The sequence below is a fragment of the Roseibium sp. SCP14 genome (assembly GCF_040329475.1).
In the GTDB taxonomy this organism is placed as follows: Bacteria; Pseudomonadota; Alphaproteobacteria; order Rhizobiales; family Stappiaceae; genus Roseibium.
Genome location: NZ_JBDZYH010000002.1, coordinates 917975 through 940211, shown reverse-complemented (window position 1 = coordinate 940211; position 22237 = coordinate 917975). Strand labels below are relative to the sequence as shown.

Annotated in this window: 19 protein-coding genes, 1 tRNA gene and 1 riboswitch; of the genes, 13 read left to right on the top strand and 7 right to left on the bottom strand. The window is 56.3% G+C overall.

Features of this window, described 5'->3' with window-relative positions; genetic code table 11:
* Nucleotides 1–141 precede the first annotated feature (141 nt).
* The 3 genes from ABLQ08_RS11550 to ABLQ08_RS11540 all read left to right on the top strand — a co-directional run bounded on the left by ABLQ08_RS11550 (nt 142) and on the right by ABLQ08_RS11540 (nt 3937).
* Nucleotides 142–1887 carry a hypothetical protein gene (locus ABLQ08_RS11550; protein WP_352942028.1) on the top strand — a complete coding sequence of 582 codons (1746 nt, stop codon included), beginning with the start codon at nt 142–144 and terminating at the stop codon, nt 1885–1887.
* Nucleotides 1888–1963: 76 nt separating this feature from the next.
* Nucleotides 1964–2070, top strand: a riboswitch (TPP riboswitch).
* 147 nt (nt 2071–2217) lie between these two features.
* Entirely contained in the window at nt 2218–2973 is a 756-nt protein-coding gene (locus ABLQ08_RS11545) for an ABC transporter permease (RefSeq protein ID WP_352942026.1), read from the top strand.
* A gap of 22 nt (nt 2974–2995) precedes the next feature.
* Nucleotides 2996–3937: an ABC transporter substrate-binding protein gene (locus ABLQ08_RS11540; RefSeq protein WP_352942024.1), complete on the top strand. Its 942-nt coding sequence runs from the start codon at nt 2996–2998 to the stop codon at nt 3935–3937.
* Between the two features lie 31 nt (nt 3938–3968).
* Here ABLQ08_RS11540 and ABLQ08_RS11535 read toward each other — a convergent pair whose 3' ends face one another.
* The 3 genes from ABLQ08_RS11535 to ABLQ08_RS11525 all read right to left on the bottom strand — a co-directional run bounded on the left by ABLQ08_RS11535 (nt 3969) and on the right by ABLQ08_RS11525 (nt 8409).
* The gene (locus ABLQ08_RS11535) at nt 3969–6188 is read right to left on the bottom strand and encodes a CHASE2 domain-containing protein (RefSeq protein ID WP_352942021.1); all 2220 of its coding nucleotides are present in this window, start codon (nt 6186–6188) and stop codon (nt 3969–3971) included.
* Nucleotides 6189–6318: 130 nt separating this feature from the next.
* Nucleotides 6319–7206 (bottom strand): RNA polymerase sigma factor RpoH, encoded by an 888-nt coding sequence (gene rpoH / locus ABLQ08_RS11530; RefSeq protein WP_352942019.1) that lies wholly within the window; start codon nt 7204–7206, stop codon nt 6319–6321.
* A 177-nt stretch (nt 7207–7383) separates the two neighbouring features.
* Nucleotides 7384–8409, bottom strand: coding sequence for an RluA family pseudouridine synthase (locus ABLQ08_RS11525; protein ID WP_352942017.1), 1026 nt, complete (start codon nt 8407–8409; stop codon nt 7384–7386).
* Between ABLQ08_RS11525 and ABLQ08_RS11520 the strand changes: the two genes are divergently transcribed.
* The 3 genes from ABLQ08_RS11520 to ABLQ08_RS11510 all read left to right on the top strand — a co-directional run bounded on the left by ABLQ08_RS11520 (nt 8408) and on the right by ABLQ08_RS11510 (nt 10914).
* The gene (locus ABLQ08_RS11520; protein ID WP_352942015.1) at nt 8408–8764 is read left to right on the top strand and encodes a hypothetical protein; all 357 of its coding nucleotides are present in this window, start codon (nt 8408–8410) and stop codon (nt 8762–8764) included. The genes ABLQ08_RS11525 and ABLQ08_RS11520 overlap by 2 nt on opposite strands.
* Nucleotides 8765–8940: 176 nt before the next feature.
* A tRNA-Glu gene (locus ABLQ08_RS11515) sits at nt 8941–9016 on the top strand.
* A gap of 299 nt (nt 9017–9315) precedes the next feature.
* Complete coding sequence (locus tag ABLQ08_RS11510; RefSeq protein ID WP_352942013.1) at nt 9316–10914, top strand: U32 family peptidase; 1599 nt, start codon at nt 9316–9318, stop codon at nt 10912–10914.
* A 27-nt stretch (nt 10915–10941) separates the two neighbouring features.
* Here ABLQ08_RS11510 and ABLQ08_RS11505 read toward each other — a convergent pair whose 3' ends face one another.
* The 3 genes from ABLQ08_RS11505 to ABLQ08_RS11495 all read right to left on the bottom strand — a co-directional run bounded on the left by ABLQ08_RS11505 (nt 10942) and on the right by ABLQ08_RS11495 (nt 13862).
* On the bottom strand, nt 10942–11724 hold the full coding sequence (locus tag ABLQ08_RS11505; protein ID WP_352942011.1) for a DeoR/GlpR family DNA-binding transcription regulator: 783 nt from the start codon (nt 11722–11724) through the stop codon (nt 10942–10944).
* A gap of 60 nt (nt 11725–11784) precedes the next feature.
* Nucleotides 11785–13116, bottom strand: a complete 1332-nt coding sequence (locus ABLQ08_RS11500; protein ID WP_352942008.1) for a hypothetical protein — start codon at nt 13114–13116, stop codon at nt 11785–11787.
* 140 nt (nt 13117–13256) lie between these two features.
* Entirely contained in the window at nt 13257–13862 is a 606-nt protein-coding gene (locus ABLQ08_RS11495) for a DUF1134 domain-containing protein (RefSeq protein WP_352942006.1), read from the bottom strand.
* Nucleotides 13863–14018: 156 nt separating this feature from the next.
* Here ABLQ08_RS11495 and ABLQ08_RS11490 point away from each other — a divergent pair, with 156 nt between their 5' ends.
* The 7 genes from ABLQ08_RS11490 (at nt 14019) to ABLQ08_RS11460 (ending at nt 21230) form a co-directional block, all read left to right on the top strand.
* The gene (locus ABLQ08_RS11490; protein ID WP_352942004.1) at nt 14019–14474 is read left to right on the top strand and encodes a YHS domain-containing (seleno)protein; all 456 of its coding nucleotides are present in this window, start codon (nt 14019–14021) and stop codon (nt 14472–14474) included.
* Nucleotides 14475–14641: 167 nt separating this feature from the next.
* Nucleotides 14642–15286, top strand: coding sequence for a histidine phosphotransferase ChpT (gene chpT, locus ABLQ08_RS11485; protein ID WP_352942001.1), 645 nt, complete (start codon nt 14642–14644; stop codon nt 15284–15286).
* 133 nt (nt 15287–15419) lie between these two features.
* On the top strand, nt 15420–18218 hold the full coding sequence (locus ABLQ08_RS11480; protein ID WP_352941999.1) for a hybrid sensor histidine kinase/response regulator: 2799 nt from the start codon (nt 15420–15422) through the stop codon (nt 18216–18218).
* Entirely contained in the window at nt 18215–18706 is a 492-nt protein-coding gene (locus ABLQ08_RS11475) for a chemotaxis protein CheW (protein WP_352941996.1), read from the top strand. Before ABLQ08_RS11480 ends, ABLQ08_RS11475 begins: the two co-directional genes overlap by 4 nt.
* 36 nt (nt 18707–18742) lie before the next feature.
* Nucleotides 18743–19108, top strand: coding sequence for a response regulator (locus ABLQ08_RS11470; RefSeq protein WP_352941994.1), 366 nt, complete (start codon nt 18743–18745; stop codon nt 19106–19108).
* A gap of 20 nt (nt 19109–19128) precedes the next feature.
* Nucleotides 19129–20349: a protein-glutamate methylesterase/protein-glutamine glutaminase gene (locus ABLQ08_RS11465; RefSeq protein ID WP_352941991.1), complete on the top strand. Its 1221-nt coding sequence runs from the start codon at nt 19129–19131 to the stop codon at nt 20347–20349.
* Nucleotides 20346–21230 (top strand): CheR family methyltransferase, encoded by an 885-nt coding sequence (locus ABLQ08_RS11460; RefSeq protein ID WP_352941989.1) that lies wholly within the window; start codon nt 20346–20348, stop codon nt 21228–21230. The genes ABLQ08_RS11465 and ABLQ08_RS11460 overlap by 4 nt, the downstream gene beginning before the upstream one ends.
* A gap of 31 nt (nt 21231–21261) precedes the next feature.
* On the opposite strand, the gene ABLQ08_RS11455 is transcribed toward ABLQ08_RS11460, so the two are convergent.
* Nucleotides 21262–22179, bottom strand: a complete 918-nt coding sequence (locus ABLQ08_RS11455) for a LytTR family DNA-binding domain-containing protein (RefSeq protein WP_352941986.1) — start codon at nt 22177–22179, stop codon at nt 21262–21264.
* Nucleotides 22180–22237: the final 58 nt, after the last annotated feature.

Below are 22237 nucleotides of genomic sequence, written 5' to 3'. Positions count from 1 at the left end.
AACACTACTGTTAGGGTCGGTGTCGGCCAGGCATTTTTGAAGAATTGGCATTGGCCTGAAAAAACTTGCTATAAGCTTGAGAACGTTTTGAAATCTTGGGCCAGCAAATGAGATCCCAGCAGTTGGCCGGTAGGCAGGAAGATGGCTGATTACTATTCTATTCTGAAGAAAACGATCGCGTCCTTGCCCGAAAGCAACGGTGCTGCCCGCAGAAGCGTGTACAGCCGGGCACGAAACGCCATTGTCAATCAGCTCAAAGCCTATGAGCCGCCGCTGTCACCTTCGGAAATCACAGCGGAACAGCTGCGTCTGGAAGAGGCAATCCGGAAGGTCGAGGCAGAGGCTGCCCGTGAAAGCCTTGGACTAAGCCCCGCTGCGCCTACGGTGGAACCACCGGCGCCGCAAGCTCCCGAGCCTCAAGTCACTGACACTGAGCCCGAGGAACAGCCGGAAGAACCACAGGAAGAACCTGTCCAGGTTCAGGAGCCTGCTCCGGCCACGCAAGAAGGTGTTGCGGAAGAAGAAAACGTACCTTCACCGCTCAAGGAAACGCTTTCGGAAGCCGAGACGCTAGGAACCGCGGCGAATATGGCTGTCCAGAACGCCAAGGATGCAGCTGAACCTGTGGTGGAAAGCACGCCGGCAGATGATGGGCCGGCACGGCAAGAGCCCGTCTTCGAGCCACAGGCGCCTGATGACGATGGGATCTTCGAACCCGCTCCGGTAACTGACACGCCCGCCAAGCCCGAAGCTGAAGCCGAAACCGCAGCACCAAAGGCAAGTGAGGTGCCGGTTGAAAAGCCCGCACGAACCAAACGACAAAGGCCGAGCGCGTCTGATGCGCTGCGGGAAAAGTCTTCTTCAAACAGGACGTTGCCGATCGCGATCGCTGCCGTGATTGCGCTTCTGGTTGTTGGCGGCGGTGCCTATTTCTTCCTGTCTTCAGACGATCAACAAGCCGTTGTTCAGCCGGAAACGCAATCGGAACCGGAAGAAACGGCAATAGCATCCACCACTCCGGCTACGGATGAAACTCCGGCTGAAACGGCTGAGGCCGCTGACGATACAGCGAAAAACACCGACCGGCTGCTGGATGATGACGACCTCATCGCGCCGGATGCGCGAACAGTAACGACGACGACAATCAATCCGCAGGCTTTGCAGCCCGAACCGTCTCAGTCCGAGCCATCTCAGCCTGCGATTGTTTCGGGTGCCGACAATGGACCTGTTACGGCGACACCTGGTGCGGGAGTTGAGGCGCCTTCAGCTGTACCTGAAGGAAACCTCGCTGCGATTGCGCCGGAAGAAACGTCGCCAGGCGCTCCGGCGGCAGAGGCCGATAGCGGTGTCCAGCGCTCCATTCTCTATGAAGAAGGAGAAGAAGCTGGTGGTGCCGGCACAGCTGCTCAAGGAGCCGTTGTCTGGAACATCGAGGAAGAAACCAATCTCGACGGCAAGTCGCAGGCTGTCCTGAATGCGTCTATCGAGATCCCTGAAAGGGATGTGAAAGTCGATATCCGGATCAAGCCCAACGACGATACATCCTTGCCGGCAAGCCACCTTGTTGAAATCAGGTATGAGTTTCCGGAGAGCTTTGCCGCAGGCGATGTCGTGAATGTTCCCGGTCTGGTGATGAAGCCCACGGAAGAAGCCCGTGGAGATGCCCTGATCGGCGCTTCGGTGAAGGTTTCTCCCGGTTTCTTCTGGATCGCGCTTTCAAGTTTGCCGAACGAACAGGAACGAAATCTTGCGCTGCTGCGTGAACGCGGCTGGATCGATATTCCGATGCTTTATGAAAACGGCAAGCGCGGTATCCTGACTCTTGAAAAGGGAACCGCAGGCGCTGACGCGGTCGAAAAGGCGATTTCCGCCTGGCAGGCCGGCTAAGCGTCAGTCTTCGCTTCTGCACGATTATCAAGCAAAACTACAGCTTGCCTTTTTCGTTCAGGCAAGGCATGTTCCGCCTCGGTCCGAGGGGTGTTCCGGTTACCGGAACTGAGATGGCGTTGAGCCGAACCCTTAGAACCTGATCCGGGTCATGCCGGCGAAGGGACGGAATCCTTAGCCAATTCCCGGATCTCCATTGTCATTTTCGGCGTGTCCGAAGACGGGAGATCCTATGCTTTTTTGCCTGCTGCGGCAGCGGTTCCTGTATGTGCAGAACCTGCCTGCCGATCTGAATACCGCCGAAGCTCCGGCTCCGAACGGAGCGATGTCGTGAAGGCGTTTGTATCCACCATCGGCAGGTTTTTGCTTGGCGCGATTTCAGTGCTTGGTGTCTGGGCGCTGCTGGTTGCCGTTTTCCAGCCACCGACCTTCATGCTTCCCGGTCCGCTCGTGGTATTGCGGGCATTTCCGCAATATGCGGACTTCCTGCTGTACCACGCCGGCATTACCGCCTTGGAGACGGTGCTGGGCTTCTCTCTTGGCGTCTTGAGCGGCGCATTGCTGGCGATCTCCATCTGGCTGTTTCCGCTTGCTGGGCGTGTGGTGATGCCAACCATTCTCGTGACCCAGGCCCTGCCGGTCTTCGCCATTGCGCCTATTCTGGTGCTTTGGATGGGGTTCGGTTTGTCCTCCAAGATCGTAATGGCGATCCTGGTGATCTTTTTTACCGTAACCTCGACCGTATATGACGGCTTACGGCGGCTGGATACCGGTCTTGTGGACCTTGCCCGTCTTTACCGGGTACCGCGCCACCGTGAGCTGCTGCTGTTCCGACTTCCCGCCGCTTTGCCCGCATTTGCTTCCGGCATTCGCGTCGCTGCCGTTTTCGCGCCCATTGGCGCGGTGGTCGGTGAATGGGCGGGAGCAAAGGGCGGCCTTGCCTTCATCATGCTTCAAGCCAATGCCCGTGGGAACGCTGACCTGCTTTTCGCGGCTGTCATTCTGCTGGCCCTGATGGTGCTCGCGATGCGCTACGCCGTCGAATACTTCACCCGAATTCTTGTTCCCTGGCAGGTCGAAGACTGACTGCCGAACCCTGGAGGATTGAATGAAAAAGACACTCCTGTCCCTGACTGTCGCCGCGGGCCTCCTGGCCAGTGCTCCGGTTCAGGCTGCGGAAAAACTGACAGTTCTGCTGGACTGGTTCACCAACCCTGATCATGCTCCTGTCATTACCGCCCAGACCATGGGTTTCTTCGAGGCCGAGGGGCTCGAAGTTGAACTGATTGAACCCGCCGATCCGGCTATGCCGCCGAAACTAGTGGCTGCCGGTCAGGGTGATATCGCGATTTCCTACCAGCCGACGCTTCACGCCCACATCGAAGAGGGGCTGCCTGTCTCCCGTATCGGTACTCTGGTCGAAACGCCGCTCAACTCGCTCATCGTGCTGAAAGATGGGCCGATCAAGGAGTTGAAAGATCTGAAAGGCAAGACGGTCGGGTTTTCGGTCTCCGGCTTTGAAGATGCGATGCTTGGGCAGATGCTGCATTCGGTTGACCTGACTATGGATGACGTCGAGCTGATCAACGTCAACTTTGCGCTGTCGCCATCGCTCATGTCCGGACAGGTGGATGCGGTGATCGGTGCCTATCGCAACTTCGAACTGACCCAGATTGAAATTGAAGGCAAGGAAGGCAAGGCCTTCTACCCGGAAGAAAACGGCGTGCCGATTTTCGATGAGCTTATCTATGTCGTGAACAAGGACAAGATTGATGATCCTCGGTTCGTGAAATTCATGGCTGCCATCGAGGCGGCGACGATCTTCTTGACCAACCATCCGGACGAGGCCTGGAATGCGTTTATCGAGGCTTATCCGAACCTGAATGACGAGCTCAACAAGCGTGCCTGGGCTGATACGCTGCCGCGCTTTGCCAAACGGCCCTCAGCGCTCGACACGGGCCGCTACCAGCGGTTTGCAGAGTTCATGGCGGAAGCCGGGCTGATCAGCAAGGTTGTTCCGGTCGAAACCTACGCAGTTGAAATTCGCTGATACGTCGATCGCAACCAAGAAAGCGGCGCCGTCATTGTGCGGCGCTGTTTTCGTTTTGCGCTGCTTTCATATCGAACAGGATATCCTCGAAGCGCCCGTAGAAATCCATCAGGGACGGTGCCAGGATCTGCGCGGTCTCGAGTGCTTTTTCGGCATCCTCTAGCCGGCCTTCTTTCAATGCTGCCATCAAGCGCTCGTGCGTCGTTGCCAGCTCCTTGAATTCCTTCGAGTTTTTCAATGCCCTGTCACCGAGCAACGCATAGAGCTTTACCGGTTCGCTCTTGCCCTTGAGCGGAATTTCTCCCGCCTCCAGGAATGCAAAATCCGGCGCTTCGTTGCGGGTTTCCTCTGAGACAAGAAGTTCCGCGCCGATTGCCTTGCAGCTGGATTCGATACGTGAGGCGATGTTCACCGCGTCGCCGATGACCGAATAATTGAAGCGGCGCGCGGAACCCATGTTGCCGACGCAGACTTCGCCGCTGTTCAGGCCGATGCCGATCCTCACCAACTGCGTTTTGAGGTTTCTGGCCCTGAAGCCGAATGCATCCTTGTCATTCAGCTTGTCGACTACCTTCAGCATTGTCAGACCTGCCCGGCAGGCTCTGGCAGCATGATCGGGAACGGAGAGCGGGGCATTCCAGAACGCCATGATGCTGTCACCGATGTATTTGTCGATCGTTCCCCCTTCGACCTGGATCGAATCTGAGAGAGGCGACAGCAGAGTGTTCAGGAAACTGACAAGCTCTTCCGGTGTAAGTTGCTCGGAAATGGGAGTGAAACCGCGGATGTCCATGAACAGGATTGTCATCGGGCGAATTTCTCCGCCAAGCGTCAGCTGGTCGGGCGATTGTTCAAGTTGCGTCACCAGATCCGGCGACAGGTACTGGCCAAACGCCTGTCGGACAAATTTCTTTTCCCTTTCCGTCAGGAAAAAGAGCAGGGAAGAGGAGGCCGCGAAGACGAGAAAGGAGGTGACGGCCGGGTAGACCGGATCGATCAACAGGCCCTCTTCCCAGAAGAGATAAAGGGAACCTCCGACAAGACCGGATACGATGGCGGTCGCCAGAATTGCAGTGCCAAGACTGCCGATTGCCGGTAATGCCAGGATAACAATGGCGCCCACGGCAAAAGTTGCGATGATCTCCAGGCCATTCGCCCAGTCGGGCCGGAACAGGAATTGATCGAACAGGATCTGTTCGAGCGCCTGCGCATGAATGGAGACGCCCGGCACCAGCTCGCCAAGCGATGTTGCTCGAATATCCCGCAATCCGGCGGCTGACGCGCCAACAAGAACGATCTGTCCTTCGATGTAGGGGGCAAGTTCGGCAAGATTCCCGTCAGAAAGCAGCGTGTTTGCCGGTATGTACCGTTCTGGGTGGTCTTTCGTGTAATAAAGCCAAAGTTCGCCGGATGCGGTGGTTGGAACCGTGTATGCGCCAATCCTGACCGCGGTCACCGCTGCGTTGCCGGCGCTGGTCTCGCTGCTGGCCCCGGTTGAGCGGACAATCAGGCCCTTGGCCGCTTGCGCAACTCGGAGGGCCTCGGTCGTCAGACTTGGAAAAAGTGCTTGTCCGTCAGTGACGAGAAGAGGTGCCCTGCGGACGACGCCTTCCTGATCGTCCTCTGAAATGGAAATGGACCCAAGGCCGCTTGCGCTTTCCTGCAAGATTTCAAGGTTTGCGACAACTGCGGGGAAAGGCTTCAAGAAGCCAACGGGATTGTCTCCGGCGTAGGATATCCCGGCGACCTGGCGGGGCATGTCACCCGTATGTGTTGCGGTTACCGCGAACCCGAGAACCACTGGTGACTGACTGATCGTGCTTGCAAACTGCGCATCATGGTCGGGGAGGGATTTCAGCGATGATATCAGGTCGTCCGGCACATCCGGTCCGAGGCTCTCGCGCAATTGAGCGGGAGAAGTTCTGTCGGGCTCGGAAAACACAACGTCGAACACGATCGCCGCGGCACCGAGATCGGTCAGCGTCTCCACCATGTTCGCCAGCTTGGTCCGCGGCCACGGCCACTGGCCGATTTCTGCAATGGAGGCTTCATCGATGTCGATGATGCGCACAGGCGCGGGCTCATACTCCCGGGGTTTCATGCGCTGGTAATAGTCGAAGGTCAGCTCACGCATCGCCTTCAGGAAGCCCGGATCCGCGGAGCGCAATCCTGTCATGAATGCCAGAACAATACAGGCAGAAGCGGCAACGAGTACGCGTTTGGAAAAGAGCGTTTTCAGAAACAGGCGCATGACTATCGATCTTGAGTAAACAGGATCAGCCTAGATTGCGCTTGAAGGCATCGCAAGGGAACTCGGGTCTTGAAAAGAAAAACGCCGGAGTTTGGGCTCCGGCGTTCTATCAAACTTGTTTTCAGGCGTGTCAGGCGACCGGCTGCTGTTCCATCGAGCGTGCACTGTTGCGAACAGCCTTCTGCACCTTTTCAAAGGCGCGAACTTCGATCTGACGGACACGCTCACGGCTGACACCGAATTCGCCGGACAGATCTTCCAGCGTCATCGGGTCTTCTGCCAGACGGCGGGCTTCGAAGATACGACGCTCACGCTCGTTCAGAACATCCATCGCGTCGCTCAGCAGCTTGCGGCGCATATCGAGCTCTTCCTGGTTGGCGAGCATCGTTTCCTGGCTGTCGGTTTCATCAACGAGCCAGTCCTGCCATTCGCCTGCATCAGCCTCGGCGCGCACAGGCGCGTTAAGGCTGGCGTCGCCGCCCAGGCGACGGTTCATGGATACCACTTCCTCTTCGGACACTCCGAGGCGGGTAGCGATTTCCTTTACCTGATCCGGCTTCAGATCACCTTCATCAAGGGCCTGGATCTTGCCTTTGAGACGGCGCAGGTTAAAGAACAGGCGTTTCTGGTTGGCGGTGGTCCCCATTTTGACCAGAGACCATGAACGCAGGATGTACTCCTGAATGGCTGCCTTGATCCACCACATGGCGTAAGTCGCGAGCCTGAAACCCTTGTCCGGCTCAAAGCGCTTGACCGCCTGCATCAGGCCGACATTGCCTTCAGAAACAACTTCACCGATCGGGAGACCGTAGCCACGGTATCCCATCGCAATCTTTGCGACGAGGCGAAGGTGAGAATTTACGAGACGTTCTGCCGCTTCAGGGTCTTCATGCTCCTTGTAACGCTTCGCGAGCATGTATTCTTCTTGCGGCTGCAGCATTGGAAATTTACGAATCTCATCCAGGTAGCGGCTCAGACCACCTTCCCCGGCTGTGAGTGTCGGTACGTTTTGGGCCATTGCATGCACCCCCTTTCCAATTAATTGCGACCTTTTCCTCCCGCTGCTCCGAACAATTACGCAAGCAAGCCATGTCAAAGGAAAGACGGACGCAGAGTCGTGTCCATTAAGGCACACAAGAGTTTTTAATATAGGTTGGAAATTGCCGATTACATGACCAGAATGAAGAATTGCTTCCTAAAATTTTTGTAATGCAGATAAAAGTTTTGCAAAATCAGCAGGATATGGGCTTTCGAAGCGCAGAGTATCTCCGCTTGCAGGGTGTTCAAACGCCAACAAACCGGCGTGAAGAGCCTGTCTGTCGAAGTCTTGTACGGTACTTTTGAGTGGTTCTTCCAAGCGATTGATTTTGGTCTTGAAACCGGAGCCGTAGTCGTTATCACCGATCAGCGGATGACCAATATGGGCCATGTGAACGCGGATCTGGTGTGTGCGGCCTGTCTCCAGACGGCATTCCATCAAAGAGGCCAGAGCCGGTTCATCGGCTGAACCAAAACGTTCTTTCACCTGCCAATGCGTGATGGCGTGGCGGCCGCTGGTCTTTACCACCGCTATTTTCTGCCGGTTGGCCTGCGAGCGTGCAAGATTGGCATCGATGGTTCCCTTCAAACTGGAGGGAGCTCCCCATACAAGCGCAGAATAGGCCCGCTCAAGCGGCCCGGTCTTGCCATGATCTGCGAATTGGGCAGCCAGACCCTGGTGGGCCTGGTCGGTCTTGGCAACGACCAGCAGGCCGGACGTGTCCTTGTCAATCCGATGGACGATGCCCGGGCGTTTGACGCCGCCAATACCAGACAGGCTGTCGCCGCAGTGATGGATCAGGGCGTTGACCAAGGTTCCGGTCCAGTTGCCGGCGCCAGGATGAACCACGAGTCCGGCGGGTTTATCGATGACGATCAGGTGTTCGTCTTCAAAAACGACCGATATTGGGATGTCTTCTCCCTTGGGTTCGGGATCTTCCGGTTCCGGTAAAATCAGCGTAAGCGCATCACCTTCATTGACCCGGTATTTAGGCTCCACTATTTTCTCGCCGCCGACGGTGACGTCTCCGGCTTTGATCAGAGACTGGATCCTGTTGCGGCTGAGCGCGTCCATATGGGCGGCCAGAACTGCATCCAGCCGTTTTCCGGCATCGGCTTCGTCAACTGTCAAACTGAAATCCGCGTCCTGCGTGAACGGATCTTCATAGGAATTGTCTGTCATGTCACAACCTGATTATCGGGATGAGAGCCAGGAAGAAGCACCGCTCGATCCGGCGGCTCAACGCGTTCAGGCGAAATTGAAACGCCTGCTGCTCGGTTCGTCCCTGATCATGTTTGCCGGGTTTATCGCTGTCTTTGCAGCAATTCTATACAAGATCAACACTTATGAAGCCGATCCGTCCGAAGCGGAGTTCGCGTCGACCGTGGTTGTGGGTCCGGAAGCGGAAGTTCTTCAGGCAACGTTGGCGGATGGAATTTTGCTGGTTCTGGTCCGCGAAGGCAGCAAAACAGCGCTTCTGCGAGTCGATCCCAAGTCTGGGGCTCAATTGGGCCGCACGGACTTCGTCGCGAGATAAGAAAATTTCGACGGACACGAGAAACAGATTTTCTTCGTCTCGTGAGGGATTGTCTGTGGGTTCGAGCGGTTATGAACAGGCTTGTGTCAAAAAAATGAAGAAAGGGGGTTGCGTCTTCGGCTGAGCAGCCTTATACGCACGGTCCTCGGCTTAAGGCAGATGCCTCGAAGCACCGCGCGCCCATCGTCTAGCGGTCTAGGACGCCGCCCTTTCACGGCGGAAACACGGGTTCGAGTCCCGTTGGGCGTGCCAATTCATCCTCAGGATGATTGACACTTTTTCTCCTGACATCGTGAGCGGATTATTCTCCCCATCGGGGGCAGATCGGTTTGTCCTGATGCCTTGCATTTGCGATCCCGGCACAATGCGAGCGTATTTGAGAATAGCACTGAAAGCATTCGGCCTGCGCGCCCTCAAGTAAGGGTTCCTGCTTGTTCACAAGCGGATCAAATTCCGGTAGATCACGGTCTTCTTCAATCCAGGTACATATCCCAGTGACCCAGAGACGCTCAGAATTGTTGATGCCTGCGGGCAATCTGCGAAAGCTCAAGATGGCCATTCTCTACGGAGCCGATGCCGTCTATCTCGGTACGCCGGATATGTCGCTGAGAACCAAGTCCGAGTTCAGTCTGGAAGATGTGATCGAAGGCGTTGAGTTTTGCCACGCCCATGGTCGGCGCGCCTATCTGACACTGAACCTTTTCTCGCACAACAAGGACATCCCAAAACTCGACGAATACATCGACACGGTGCGCAAGGTGCGGCCGGACGGGTTGATCATTTCCGATCCGGGTGTCTTTCAGTATGTACGCGACCGTGCGCCCGAATTGCCTCTGCATATTTCAACACAGGCCAACATCTGTTCCTGGCTCTCGGTGAAATTCTGGCAAAGCCAGGGGGCGGAACTGGTGGTTCTGGCGCGCGAGGTGTCTTATCCGGAGCTCGTGGAGATCCGCGAGAAATGTCCCGATATCAAGCTCGAAGCCTTCGTGCATGGTGCCATGTGCATGACCTATTCAGGGCGCTGCTTGCTTTCCAATTTCATGGCGGAACGGGGCGCAAACCAGGGGAATTGTGCAAATTCCTGTCGTTGGAACTACGGCCTGAAACTGCGGCTCAAGGATGGAACGCGTGAAGAAATCCGTATTACGGAAGAAAATGCGGATCTGTTCGAATTCCTTCTGGAGGAAGGTTGCCGGCCAGGTGAGCTGATGCCGATCGAAGAGGATGATCGCGGTTCCTACATTTTGAACTCACGCGACCTCTGCATCATGCCGAAGCTTGACGAGTTCCTGAAAATCGGTGTCGACAGCCTCAAGGTCGAAGGGCGGGGCAAGTCCGAGTATTACGCTGCCATTGTCGCACGTGCCTACCGCATGGCGATCGACGACTATTACGCTGATCCGGAAAACTGGGATCCGAAACCTTACATGCGGGAGCTGGAGGCGGTCGGAAACCGTGGTTACACGCTGGCCTTCCACGAGGGTCGGCTGACGAATTACGCTCATGATTATGAGCACACGGCTTCGCTGGCCCAGTGGGAATACGCCGGAGTTGTGACTGAAGTGACTGAGGATGCTTTCCTGGTCGAGGTGAAAAACAAGCTTGAAGCAGGGGAAGTGCTGGAATTTGTCTCTCCGATCGCCCGGGAAACCGTGCTCCTGCGGGTCTATGACTTTGAGCGTGCCAAGGATGGCAAGCGGGTCAATGTCGTGCATGGCAGCAACCGGACCGTGATCCGATTGCCCTTTGCATTGTTTGACCATGAGGACCTGGATGATCTCAAGGCGCGTTTCCCCGCCTTCACAGTTCTGCGCAAGGAGCGAGCACTGACCGAGGAGCAATGGGCGCGCGTTCGCTTCGACAAGCTCACTCAAAGTCTTGAGGTCTCTGGAAAGGACAATCCGACCGCCTATGAACGCAGGCGCGATGCGCTGGTGGAGCAGATCGGCGAGGGGGCGACCGACCGGCGCTTCAAGACAAACCGGGTTGGAACGGAAGGCTGTTGCGGCAAGGGGTGCAATGGCTGCCTGATATTCTGGCAGGACGATCAGTATGCGAGAGCCCGTGAAGTGCTGTTGAAGCGCAAACAGGGCGAACAGTTGAGCCGCGCCGAGGCAACTGCGCTCAAGCTTGAAAAACAAGCATAGTTCAATTCCGGAAGCGTGACGGGTGGCCTAGTCCTGCGGGCTGTCGCCCTGAAATCCCGTTTCGATCAGCTTTACTTCCGCTTCAGCCGCGACGTTGGCGAAATTCGGGTTTGGACAGTGATCTGTGACGAAGGTGCTGACCTGCGACAGATGGCCGACCCGAACGGGGGCGGTCCGTTCGAACTTTGTGCTGTCGGCCGCCAGAATGACGTGACGGGCGTTGTCCATGATGGTCTTGGTGACCTTCACTTCCCGATAATCGTAGTCGAGCAGGGAGCCATCCGGGTCTATCGCCGATGCACCGATGATCGCGAAATCGACCTTGAACTGACGCATGAAGTCGACGGCTGCTTCGCCGACAATGCCTCCGTCCGCGTGTCTGAGGACACCGCCGGCGATCACCACTTCGATCTGGGAATAGCCGCGCATCAGACTGGCGACATTGATGTTGTTGGTGATCACCATCAGGCCGCGATGCTGCAGAAGAGCCTGTGCAACGGCTTCTGTTGTCGTGCCGATGTTGATGAAGATGGAAGCGTTGTCGGGAATGAGCGCGGCGACGCTCTCACCGATGTCGGCTTTTTCCTTGCTGGATATGATCCTGCGGGCCTCATAGCCCACGTTCTCAATGCCGGAGGACAAAAGGGCGCCACCGTGGGTTCTGGCCAGCAGACGGCGCTCACACAGTTCGTTCAGGTCCTTGCGGATTGTTTGCGGGCTGACTTCGAAACGCCTGGCCAGGTCGTCAACGCTGACCCGTCCCATCTGACGGGCGATTTCCAGGATGGCGTTGTGGCGTTCGATCAGCATTTATCGTAATTCCGTCAGGCGTTTGTCTTTCACCTAAAAGACCGCGCCCGCGGTTCCAGATCAAGCCACATCTTTCTTATTTTGTTTCGAAGGCTTCGTTGTCGGCGCGGTTTCTTCCGATTGTGAGGCTATTACCTGTTCTTCGCTGACGGATTTTGCAACCTTGTCAGACTTCTCGGAACTCTTTTTCCGATTGGAGGCGACGACACGGCTGACAAGCGCTTCTGCTGCCGTTGCAATTTCCGACGGCCTGGTCTGGCCCTTGTCTGCATCCGGGCGCACACCGTTTGAAGAACTGTTCTTCATCTCCGGCAAAAGATGACCATTGGCTTTTGCGCTCAGGCTATCGGGCGGCCGCTTTTTCCTTGCTTTTGCAGGTTTATCCGGCGTGACTGGAGCGGTTGCGCTTTCCCTGCCGTTGGCGAACGTGATCGGTTGTTCTCCGGAGAGCCTAGCGGCAAGTGCACGAAAATCCCGTCGAAGTTCCGCAATGGCCGGGGCGTCTTCGAGATCTTTTTGAAGCTTCTGCACCTGGCTGGACATGCGCTCAAGGGCATCGTCCTTGTTTTTCAGTTCCTCCAGGCGCTGATGGTTTTCGCTGGTAAGTGCCTGAACCCGGGCATTCAGGTCCTTGTCCTTTTCAGAGCTCGCACCATTGACGGCATCCAGCATGAGTGTCAGCCGGGTAACCTCTGCTTGCGCAGTTACATACTTGGATTCAGTGTCGACCAGTTGTGCTTCCAGCTTGGCCAGGTTCGTCCTTGCGGCTTCGTCCCTGGTTGCTTCAATCTCTGTCGCCACTGTCGGTTCGTACTTGGACAGTTTCGCCTTCAGGGTCGCAACTTCAGCTTCCAGTCCGGTGATGGTCGCCAAAGTCATGGTGTCCGTCGCAGGCAGCCAGTCCGTGTCGTCATCTTTTTTGGTGTCAGATCCGGACAAAACTTCGGTCGGTCTGGTCCAGCTTTCTGCAAGCGCCTTTTCTGCATCTGCGAGTTTTTGCTTGAGCGCCTTCACTTCGTTCGAGAGCAGGTCGACCGCGTGCTGGTCCCCTACGAGCGAAGAGACCTTCGTTTCCATCTCCGACAGCTGGTTCTGGTGGGATTTCTTCAGGTCATCGATTGCGGCCTTCAGCCTGGACCCTTCCAGCTGATGGGTGGCAGCTTTTTCGCGTTCCTTGTCGAGTTGGCGTTCAACGCGTCTCAGTTCGACGGCATGCCGGGCGCGTACCTGATCCTGGGCGGCTCTGACTTCAGCATAGCTGGACGGATTGACGGCACGTAGTGCCTCTTCAGTCAACCTGGACGCACGGCGATAAAATGCAGGCAGGATGGCAAGACCGATCAGACCGGCCGTGCAAAACCCCAGTGCAATATACATCGCCGCTTCAATCACATCAGGCTCCAGTCACCTTCAAAAGTGCCGCTAGCTTCATCATTAGACGACCCGAGGCTTGCCGCCAAGAGCGCTTCACATAGCCTACTACAGCTTGCGGAATTCACCGAACGTTCCGTTGAGAGCCGGTTTTCGTGAAATCAGAACGGGTTCCAGGTCGCGTTTTCCGTAAATTTCAAATAACCCATGTTCAATCCGAGGCGCGCCCCGACACCGGCGCGAACTGGAACAAGAACCACCTCGTTTTTCAAAAGCACTGTCATGCCGACGCCGCCGACCAGGTAAGCCGATCCGTTTACGCCGGCAAACCGGTCGTAGATCGAATTTACGGTAGGCAGGTTGTAGACAAGCATCATGACCCTTGCGCCATCGGCACCGAAATCCCAGCCGACCGACGGGCCTTGCCAGAAAAGCTTATGGTTTCCGGCATTGCGCGTATAAAGGTGACCTTCGCCGTAACGGGCTCCTGCAACAAAAGCGCCGGAGCCTTCTTCACCCAGGATATATCCGTTGGGTTCGCCGTAACGTGAGAAGGCGCGTTCGACGACCGATGCCAATCCTCCGGAGACAGAACCGAAAAACTGGTGACCGGCCTTCACGATCTCGTCTTCATTATAAGTGTCGCCGGGTGGAATAGGTTCGTTTCCGGATGTTTGCGCCAGAGAAGGATTAGTCGTGGCAATCAAACACAAGCATAGAAACGCAACTGAAAGCAGGGACGCCACACGCCAGGAATTTTGTGCCATTCAATAAATCTCCTCATCACACGCTTGATGCGGCATTTGTCTTCAGAACGACCGGACCACAATGCTAGACTGCAGCCGAAACGTGCTGATTCGCATAAACTTCAGAATCATACATAAGCCGAATCGATGGAAAGCTGGCCTGAAAAAAAGACCTTGATGTGTCTTTCCATAGTATTGATCGCCGTTCTGGTGATTTTTGCGGGAAAAGGTATCGCGCGTCCCCAGATATTCGTTCCCGACCCGATCACCGGATATGCAATTGGTGGACATGATCCGGTCAGCTTTTTCGTGGACGGCTATCCGCGAAAGGGAGATCGAAATCACGAATACCGATGGGGCGGTGCGGAATGGATTTTCGTCAACGAAGGAAATCTTGCCGCTTTCAAGCGTGATCCGAATTCCTATGCACCCAGATTTGCAGGATGCGGCGGGTTTGCCCTGTCCGAAGGATTTGCGACAGCGGGCAGCCCCTTTATTTATGCGATGGTCGACGGGCGGCTCGTTTTCTTTCATTCGGTCGTCAATAGATTCCTGTTTGTCGTCAACGGCTCGCAGCTGATGAAGGATGCCGAGGAAAATTCATCCAGAGTTGGTTGTGTACCCGACCTCTAGGCCATCCGGCGGGACGCATCGGCAATCAAACCGGCAAACTTTCATTTGGATGACCCGAATTGCGGCAGGACCTTACCTTGGCAGCGGCTTTCGGGATGTGTAACCCTTGGGCAGTTTTTAGCGAATCATAGTCTCGCCGAACCCATCAAGAAGAGCTTCATACTGCCATGTCCGCACTCAACGAGCTTTCCTCCCTGGACCTTGCCGCACTGGTTGCCAGCCGTGTCTGCCACGACATCATCAGTCCGGTCGGTGCAATAACCAACGGTCTGGAAGTTCTGGATGAAGAGGGTTCCGAGGACATGCGCGAGTTTGCCATGGACCTCATCCGCAAGAGCGCCCGGCAGGCATCGGCGAAACTGCAATTTGCACGACTGGCCTTCGGGGCGGCCGGTTCGGCGGGGGCCGAAATCGATCTCGGCGATGCCCAGGTTGTTGCCACAGGGTTTATGGAAAACGAAAAATCCGATTTAAACTGGCAACTTTCCCGGCATCTCATGCCAAAGAATAATGTCAAACTTCTCCTCAACCTGATCCTGATTGCCAACCAGTGCGTTCCGCGCGGGGGCGAGATCAAGGTCGAGATGGAAGGTGAGCCGCAGTCTCCGTCTTTCACCCTGACCGCCAGTGGCCTCAATCCACGCATTCCGCTGGGAATGAAGGAAACCCTTGGCGGAGAAGAGCCCGAGCGCATCGATGCACACTCCGTGCAGCCGATCTATACTTTGCTGCTCGCGCGTGAATCCGGCATGGTATTAACAATAGATAAACAAGAAGAGTCGGTAAAAATTACGGCCCTTCCAAAGGTCTAAAAGAGACGAATAAAAGTCTCCGTCCGTTTCAGCGTATCTTAACTCTTTGCCGTCAACCTACTCTCATGGACTTCTCGGTCCAGACATCCTTTTCAGGATGCGGAACCAGTAACAAGTCGGGTGAGAGCAGGCCATGGACGACCTCCTCAGGGAATTCATTACCGAGACGAACGAGAGTCTCGATGTTGTTGACGTTGAACTCGTTAAATTCGAGCAAGAACCGAACAACGCTACTATTCTGGATAATATTTTTCGCCTTGTGCATACCATTAAGGGCACTTGCGGCTTTTTGGGCCTACCCCGGCTTGAAGGAATTGCGCATGCGGCAGAAACCCTTATGGGCAAATTCCGTGATGGCGCACCGGTTACGCAAGAAGCCGTCTCTCTCATCCTGATTTCGATCGACCAGATCAAGGATATCCTGGGCGAGCTGGAAGCTGCCGAAGGCGAAGAGCCGCAGGGCGACGACAGCGAACTGATCGGCAAGCTTGAAAACATGTCCGCCAAAGCGGATGCCGCAATGGCTGGCGAAGGTGTTGCCGAGGAAGAAGCGGAAGCTGAGGCCGAAGTGGCCGAGGTCGAGCCCGCTGCCGACGAACTGCCGGATCAGGCTCTGGAGCGCCCGCTGCGCCCGGGAGAAGTTTCCCTGGACGAGCTGGAGCGCGCTTTCCGTGAAACAGAGATCGAAGTTGAGATCGCTGAACCGGAAGCTGTTGAAGCAGAAGATGCTGTAGAGGAGGTCGAAGAGCCTGCTCCTGCACCAGCTGCCGCCAAGGTCGAGACGAAGCCGGAAGCCAAGAAACCCGAAGCGAAGAAATCCGGCGCTGAAGGTGGCGAGAAGAAAGCCGCCGGGGGCGGTGTGTCCAACCAGAGCATTCGCGTCGCAGTCGATACGCTGGAACACCTGATGACGATGGTGTCCGAGCTGGTGCTGACGCGTAACCAGCTCCTGGAAATTGTTCGCCGTCACGAGGACAGCGAATTCAAGGTTCCGCTGCAAAGACTGTCCAACGTCACCGCCGAGTTGCAGGAAGGCGTCATGGCGACGCGGATGCAGCCGATCGGCAACGCCTGGCAGAAGCTGCCGCGTATTGTCCGCGATCTCAGCCAGGAACTGGAAAAGCCGATCGATCTGGAAATGATCGGCGCAGACACCGAGCTGGACCGCCAGGTTCTTGAGATGATCAAGGATCCGCTCACCCATATGGTCCGCAACTCCGCCGACCATGGGCTTGAGCGTCCGGAAGATCGTCGCGCCGCAGGTAAGCCGGAAAAGGGTATCATCACCCTGGCTGCTTACCATGAAGGCGGCCATATCATCATCGAAGTCCGTGACGACGGTAAGGGCATCGATGTCGATAAGGTGAAAGCGAAGATGCTGGAACGTGGCCTGGCCACGGAAGCCGAAGTCGACAAGATGACGGATTCCCAGATCCACAAGTTCATCTTCCACGCAGGGTTCTCCACCGCGGCCGAAGTTACCAGCGTTTCCGGACGTGGTGTCGGCATGGACGTGGTGCGCAACAACATCGAGCTGATCGGTGGCACGGTTGACCTGCGCTCGACGCCGGGCAAAGGTTCCAGCTTCATCATCAAGATCCCGCTGACCCTTGCGATTGTCTCTACGCTGATCGTCGAAGCAGGCGGCGACCGTTTTGCTATTCCTCAGTTGTCGGTTGTCGAGCTGGTTCGTGTTCAGACCAATTCCGAACACCGTATAGAGCGGATCAAGGACACACCTGTCCTGCGCTTGCGCAACAAGTTGCTGCCGCTGGTTCACCTGTCTCAGCTGCTTGGCATCTATGAAGGTGAAAATGCCGACGAAGCCATCGATGCTGACAACGGCTTCATCGTCGTCATGCAGGTCGGCAGCCAGACATTCGGCGTTGTTGTCGACGGTGTCTTCCACACGGAAGAAATCGTGGTCAAGCCGATGTCGACCATGCTGCGCAATCTGGACATGTTCTCCGGCAACACCATTCTGGGTGACGGTTCGGTGATCATGATCATCGACCCGAACGGAATTGCAGGCGCGATGGCAAGCCACGCTTCCAGCGCAGTTGCCGAATCCCAGGAAGACGACCAGGAAGATCTGCAGCGGCGGGCAATGACTGGACAAACAGCGATTTCTCTTCTGCTCTTCCGTGCCGGAGCGCCGGAACCAAAGGCAGTCCCGCTGTCGCTGGTTACACGTCTGGAAGAGTTCGAAGTTTCCAAGATCGAGCGTTCCAACGGCCGCGATCTGGTGCAGTACCGCGGTGCGCTCATGCCGCTGGTCTACGTCAACGATGGTGACTGCCACAAGACGGAAGGCACGCAGCCAATGCTGGTCTTCTCCGACTCCGGTCGCTCCATGGGCCTCGTGGTCGACGAAATCGTCGACATTGTCGAGGACCAGATGAACATCGAGGTCGGTTCGGAACGTCCGGGTGTCCTTGGCTCCGCGGTCGTGAAGGAACGCGCGACGGAAATCATCGATCTGGGTTACTATCTGCCTCAGGCCTTTGAAGACTGGTTCATGCGCAAGGAGATGGATATCGAAGCGCTGACGAAGAAGGTTCTCTTCGTCGACGACAGCTCCTTCTTCCGCAACATGCTGACGCCGGTTCTGAAGGCTGCTGGCTATGACGTGACCACATGTACCGGTCCGCAACAGGCATTTGAGCTTCTGGAAAATGGCGACAAGTTCCATGCGATCGTCAGCGACATCGAAATGCCGGAGATCAACGGCTTCGAGTTCTGTGAATCGCTTCGCCGGGATCCGCGGTTCCGCAACATTCCGATGCTGGCTCTGTCGTCGCTTGTGACGCCTGCCTCGATCGAGCGTGGCCGTCAGGCCGGCTTTGACGACTACGTAGCGAAATTCGACCGTCCTGGCTTGATTGCCGCTCTGAAGGATGTCTTCTCCGGCGAGATGGGAGTAGCAGCATGAGTGTGCTGGAACACAAACTTAACCCGGATCAAGCCGCTGGCAATGACATGATCCAGTATGTGACGGTCGTCATCGGGGGCCAGCTCTTCGGCCTTCCGATCTCGCAGGTACATGACGTGTTCGTGCCGGAAAGTGTCACTCGCGTACCAATGTCCGCGCCGGAGGTTCAGGGTGTCCTGAACCTGCGTGGCCGGATCGTCACGGCAATCAACATGCGTCGCCGCCTTCATCTTCCGCCGCTGGAAGACGAGCAGATGATGGCGGTCGGCATCGAATACAAGCAGGAAAGCTACGGTCTGGTGATCGATACGGTTGGAGAAGTGCTGACTTTGCCGGCAGCTTCCGCGGAATCCAACCCGTCCAATCTGGATCGCCGCTGGGCGGAAATTTCCGGAGGTGTTCATCGCTTGGACGGTCAGTTGATGGTCATTCTCGATGTCGACCGCCTGCTTGGCGCAATGTTCACCGAACCCATGGCAGCAGCATAACAAGGCCGAAATGGCCGATGAGTGGAGTTACGCCTGATGAAACAGTGCCTTGTAGTAGATGACTCAAGTGTCATCCGTAAGGTGGCCCGTCGCATTCTCGAGGATATGAATTTCGAGATTACCGAAGCCGAGGATGGCCAGCAGGCGCTTGATGAGTGCAGAAAAACCATGCCCGACGCGATCCTTCTGGATTGGAACATGCCGGTCATGGATGGGCTGGAGTTTCTCACCAGCTTGCGGGCGGAAGAAGGCGGGGAAAGTCCTGTCGTCGTCTTCTGCACCACTGAAAATGACGTCGCGCATATTGCCCGGGCGATCCGGGCCGGTGCCAACGAGTACATCATGAAGCCTTTCGACCGGGAAATTGTCGAAGCCAAGTTTCAGGAAGTCGGTCTTATCTAGTTTCGAGTTGGGCAGTCTAAATGGCATTTGCGCAAAGAAGTATTTCTGCGGGCGCTAGCCCGGGTAGCGACCCGATCAAAGTAATGGTCGTTGACGATGCAGTGGTTATTCGCGGGTTGCTGACCCGCTGGCTGGGGGAAGACAAGAACCTGAAGGTCGTCAGTTCCCAGCGCAACGGCAAACTTGCCGTCGAAGACATAGAAAAAAGCAATCCCGACGTCGTCGTGCTTGATATCGAAATGCCCGAGATGGACGGCATGACTGCCTTGCCGCTGATGCTTGCGAAGAAGCGTGACCTTGTCGTCATCATGGCGTCGACGCTGACACGGCGGAATGCGGAAATCAGTCTGAAAGCTCTTTCGCTTGGTGCAGCGGACTATGTGCCGAAGCCCGAGTCTACTTCGGAAGTCACGACTTCGATCGATTTCCGCCGCGAGTTGATCGAGAAGGTGAAAGCTCTTGGTGCGCGTGCGGTTCGCATGCGGGGGCCGGCACGTACCATGCGTGCGGAAACCAATGCCGGTCGAACTGCTCAACCCCTGAAACCGGTCTCCACTCGCCCGGCAACAGATACAAGAGCAAGCTTTCGTGGAGCTGCTCAGCCGACCGCGGCCGCGGCAGCTCCGAAATTCAAGACCCGTCCATATTCGTCGGCGAGACCGCGCATCCTGGCGATCGGGTCGTCAACCGGTGGTCCGCAGGCTTTGCAGGAAGTGATGAAGGAAGTCGGCACGTCCATGAATGACGTTCCCGTCGTCATCACGCAGCATATGCCTCCGACTTTCACCTCCATTCTGGCCGAACACCTTGGCAAGGCAGCTCTTCGCCCTTCGAAGGAAGGCGAGGACGGCGAACTGCTGAAGCCTGGCAACATCTACGTGGCTCCTGGTGGAAAACACATGGTGCTGGAAAAGGAAGCCGGTGCGGTGAAGATCCGCCTGACCGATGGTCCTCCGGTGAATTTCTGCAAACCTGCAGTCGATCCGCTGTTCGACAGTGTTGCCAAGGCATATGGATCCGCCAGCCTGGCAGTGATCCTGACCGGCATGGGCCATGATGGCGCGGATGGTGTCAAAACCATTTCTGCAGGTGGGGGCAGTGTGATTACACAGGATGAAGCAACCAGCGTGGTCTGGGGGATGCCCGGTGCGGCTGCCCAGACGGGTGTTTGCAGCGACATTCTGCCATTGAAGGATATCGGACCGAAAATCGCACGCGTATTGAAGGGGAACACACGATGACCCCGAGCGAGTTCGAGTTTCTGAAAAACTTCCTGAAAACACGGTCCGGTCTGGTTCTGTCCAACGACAAGCAGTACCTGGTTGAAAGCCGCCTGCTGCCGATTGCGCGCAGCTCCAAGCTGGAAACCCTGAGTGCGGTCATCCAGACGCTGCAACGCGGTGGCAATCGGGCCCTTGAAACGGAAGTCATCGAGGCGATGACGACGAACGAGTCGTTCTTCTTCCGCGACAAGACGCCGTTTGATCATTTCCGTGACACGATGCTTCCGGCTCTCCTGGAGAGCAGGGCAACGCGCAAGCAGCTCAAGATCTGGTGTGCGGCTGCCTCAACGGGACAGGAACCATATTCTCTTGGCATCTGTCTGAAGGAAGAAGCGGCGAAGATGCCGGCCTGGCGGACGCGGATCCTGGGAACCGATCTTTCCCAGGAGGTTCTGGAAAAGGCCAAGACCGGTCTCTACAGCCAGTTCGAAGTTCAGCGCGGTCTGCCGATCCAGATGCTGCTGAAGTATTTCGAGCAGAAGGGCGATATGTGGCAGATCAATGCTGCAATGCGTGCGATGGTCGAGTGGCGGAAGCTCAATCTGCTGGAGAGCTTCTCGCATCTCGGTGAGTTCGACATCATTTTCTGCCGGAACGTGTTGATCTACTTCGATCAGGCGACCAAGTCGGAGATCCTCGGTAGATTGGCAAAGTCAATCCCCGATGACGGCTATCTCGTCCTTGGCGCTGCTGAAACGGTTGTCGGACTGACGGATGCGTTCAAGCCGGTTCCCGGCAAACGGGGTCTGTTCCAGAAAAAGCAGGCGGTTCAGGGCGCAACCGGCACAACGGCGAGACCAAGACTTGCAGTGGCGGGCGGCGGCGGCTTTCAGCGCTAAACCCATCCGGTGTGAAGTGAATGGAAGGCGGTCAGCAGACCGCCTTTTTTCGTAGCTGGCGCTGTGCCATGTGCTCGAGAACCTTTCCGGCATATTTCCGGCTGACCGGAACCCTGGTCCCTTCCGTGAGAACCAGCCAGAGCCGGCCTCCTTCGCGTAGCGATCGCTCAATTGCCGAATAGGCAACCCAGTGACTGCGATGGATCTGCATGCCGAGATCTTCTGAGAGTTCTGCCACAATGTCAATGAAACGGTAGAGAACCATCTGGCTCTCGGTCCGGCCGATCAGTCTGACGTAGTGCTCCTGGGCTTCGACGCGCAACAGTTCTTCCTCAAATGGCTTGTCCAGATGCCGCAAATAGCCGTTGGTGGGAGTTTCGACATTCTCGACGGGATCGGCCGATCCCTGGTCAATGTGCACTGGTTCGCCGAAGGAAAAATTCGCCCCATGATCCGAAAGTTCTTCATGGCGCCGTGAGTTTGCCGGCACTGGAGGCGAAAACAACTTCGGAGCACTTAAAAGAATGCAAAGCGCCAGATGGTTGTCCGACAGGTAGACCAGCTCAAGCAGGAACGAAGAAATTCTGGTGCGTTCCTGTTCCGACACCTGCAATGCTTCTGACGCCGTTCCGCCAAGAGCAACCGCCCCCTCAAGCTCTGGAAGACCCAGGATGAGATCGAGTGCGGTTACCGAAAGTGCAAAGGGCACAAGGCTTACGCAGGCCGCCAGAGCCACGGCAAGCCATTTGCGTTGGGCCAAAGCCGGCAATCTGGCAAGCAATTCGGCAAAGGCCACAAACAGACCGGCCTCGATCAGAATTCGAACCAGCCAATAGGCGTATTGCCCGGCCACGGACCAGCCTTCGGGACGCTGAACCTGGGACGAGGCAAGCAGCAAGGCTGCGGCAATCGCGAGGAAAGAAACCTGGATGAAATAGCTGCGGGTCATGCCGGAATTTTCAATTGTGAGTTACCGAAAGTATGGCGCAAGTGCAGCGTCATTCAAG

Coding starts and splice junctions, on each gene's coding strand:
- ABLQ08_RS11550 (WP_352942028.1), top strand. CDS start 142: ATGGCTGATTACTATTCTATTCTGAAGAAAACGATCGCGTCCTTGCCC.
- ABLQ08_RS11540 (WP_352942024.1), top strand. CDS start 2,996: ATGAAAAAGACACTCCTGTCCCTGACTGTCGCCGCGGGCCTCCTGGCC.
- ABLQ08_RS11535 (WP_352942021.1), bottom strand. CDS start 6,188: ATGCGCCTGTTTCTGAAAACGCTCTTTTCCAAACGCGTACTCGTTGCC.
- rpoH (WP_352942019.1), bottom strand. CDS start 7,206: ATGGCCCAAAACGTACCGACACTCACAGCCGGGGAAGGTGGTCTGAGC.
- ABLQ08_RS11520 (WP_352942015.1), top strand. CDS start 8,408: ATGTCACAACCTGATTATCGGGATGAGAGCCAGGAAGAAGCACCGCTC.
- ABLQ08_RS11525 (WP_352942017.1), bottom strand. CDS start 8,409: ATGACAGACAATTCCTATGAAGATCCGTTCACGCAGGACGCGGATTTC.
- ABLQ08_RS11510 (WP_352942013.1), top strand. CDS start 9,316: ATGGCCATTCTCTACGGAGCCGATGCCGTCTATCTCGGTACGCCGGAT.
- ABLQ08_RS11505 (WP_352942011.1), bottom strand. CDS start 11,724: ATGCTGATCGAACGCCACAACGCCATCCTGGAAATCGCCCGTCAGATG.
- ABLQ08_RS11495 (WP_352942006.1), bottom strand. CDS start 13,862: ATGGCACAAAATTCCTGGCGTGTGGCGTCCCTGCTTTCAGTTGCGTTT.
- ABLQ08_RS11490 (WP_352942004.1), top strand. CDS start 14,019: ATGTGTCTTTCCATAGTATTGATCGCCGTTCTGGTGATTTTTGCGGGA.
- chpT (WP_352942001.1), top strand. CDS start 14,642: ATGTCCGCACTCAACGAGCTTTCCTCCCTGGACCTTGCCGCACTGGTT.
- ABLQ08_RS11480 (WP_352941999.1), top strand. CDS start 15,420: ATGGACGACCTCCTCAGGGAATTCATTACCGAGACGAACGAGAGTCTC.
- ABLQ08_RS11475 (WP_352941996.1), top strand. CDS start 18,215: ATGAGTGTGCTGGAACACAAACTTAACCCGGATCAAGCCGCTGGCAAT.
- ABLQ08_RS11470 (WP_352941994.1), top strand. CDS start 18,743: ATGAAACAGTGCCTTGTAGTAGATGACTCAAGTGTCATCCGTAAGGTG.
- ABLQ08_RS11465 (WP_352941991.1), top strand. CDS start 19,129: ATGGCATTTGCGCAAAGAAGTATTTCTGCGGGCGCTAGCCCGGGTAGC.
- ABLQ08_RS11460 (WP_352941989.1), top strand. CDS start 20,346: ATGACCCCGAGCGAGTTCGAGTTTCTGAAAAACTTCCTGAAAACACGG.
- ABLQ08_RS11455 (WP_352941986.1), bottom strand. CDS start 22,179: ATGACCCGCAGCTATTTCATCCAGGTTTCTTTCCTCGCGATTGCCGCA.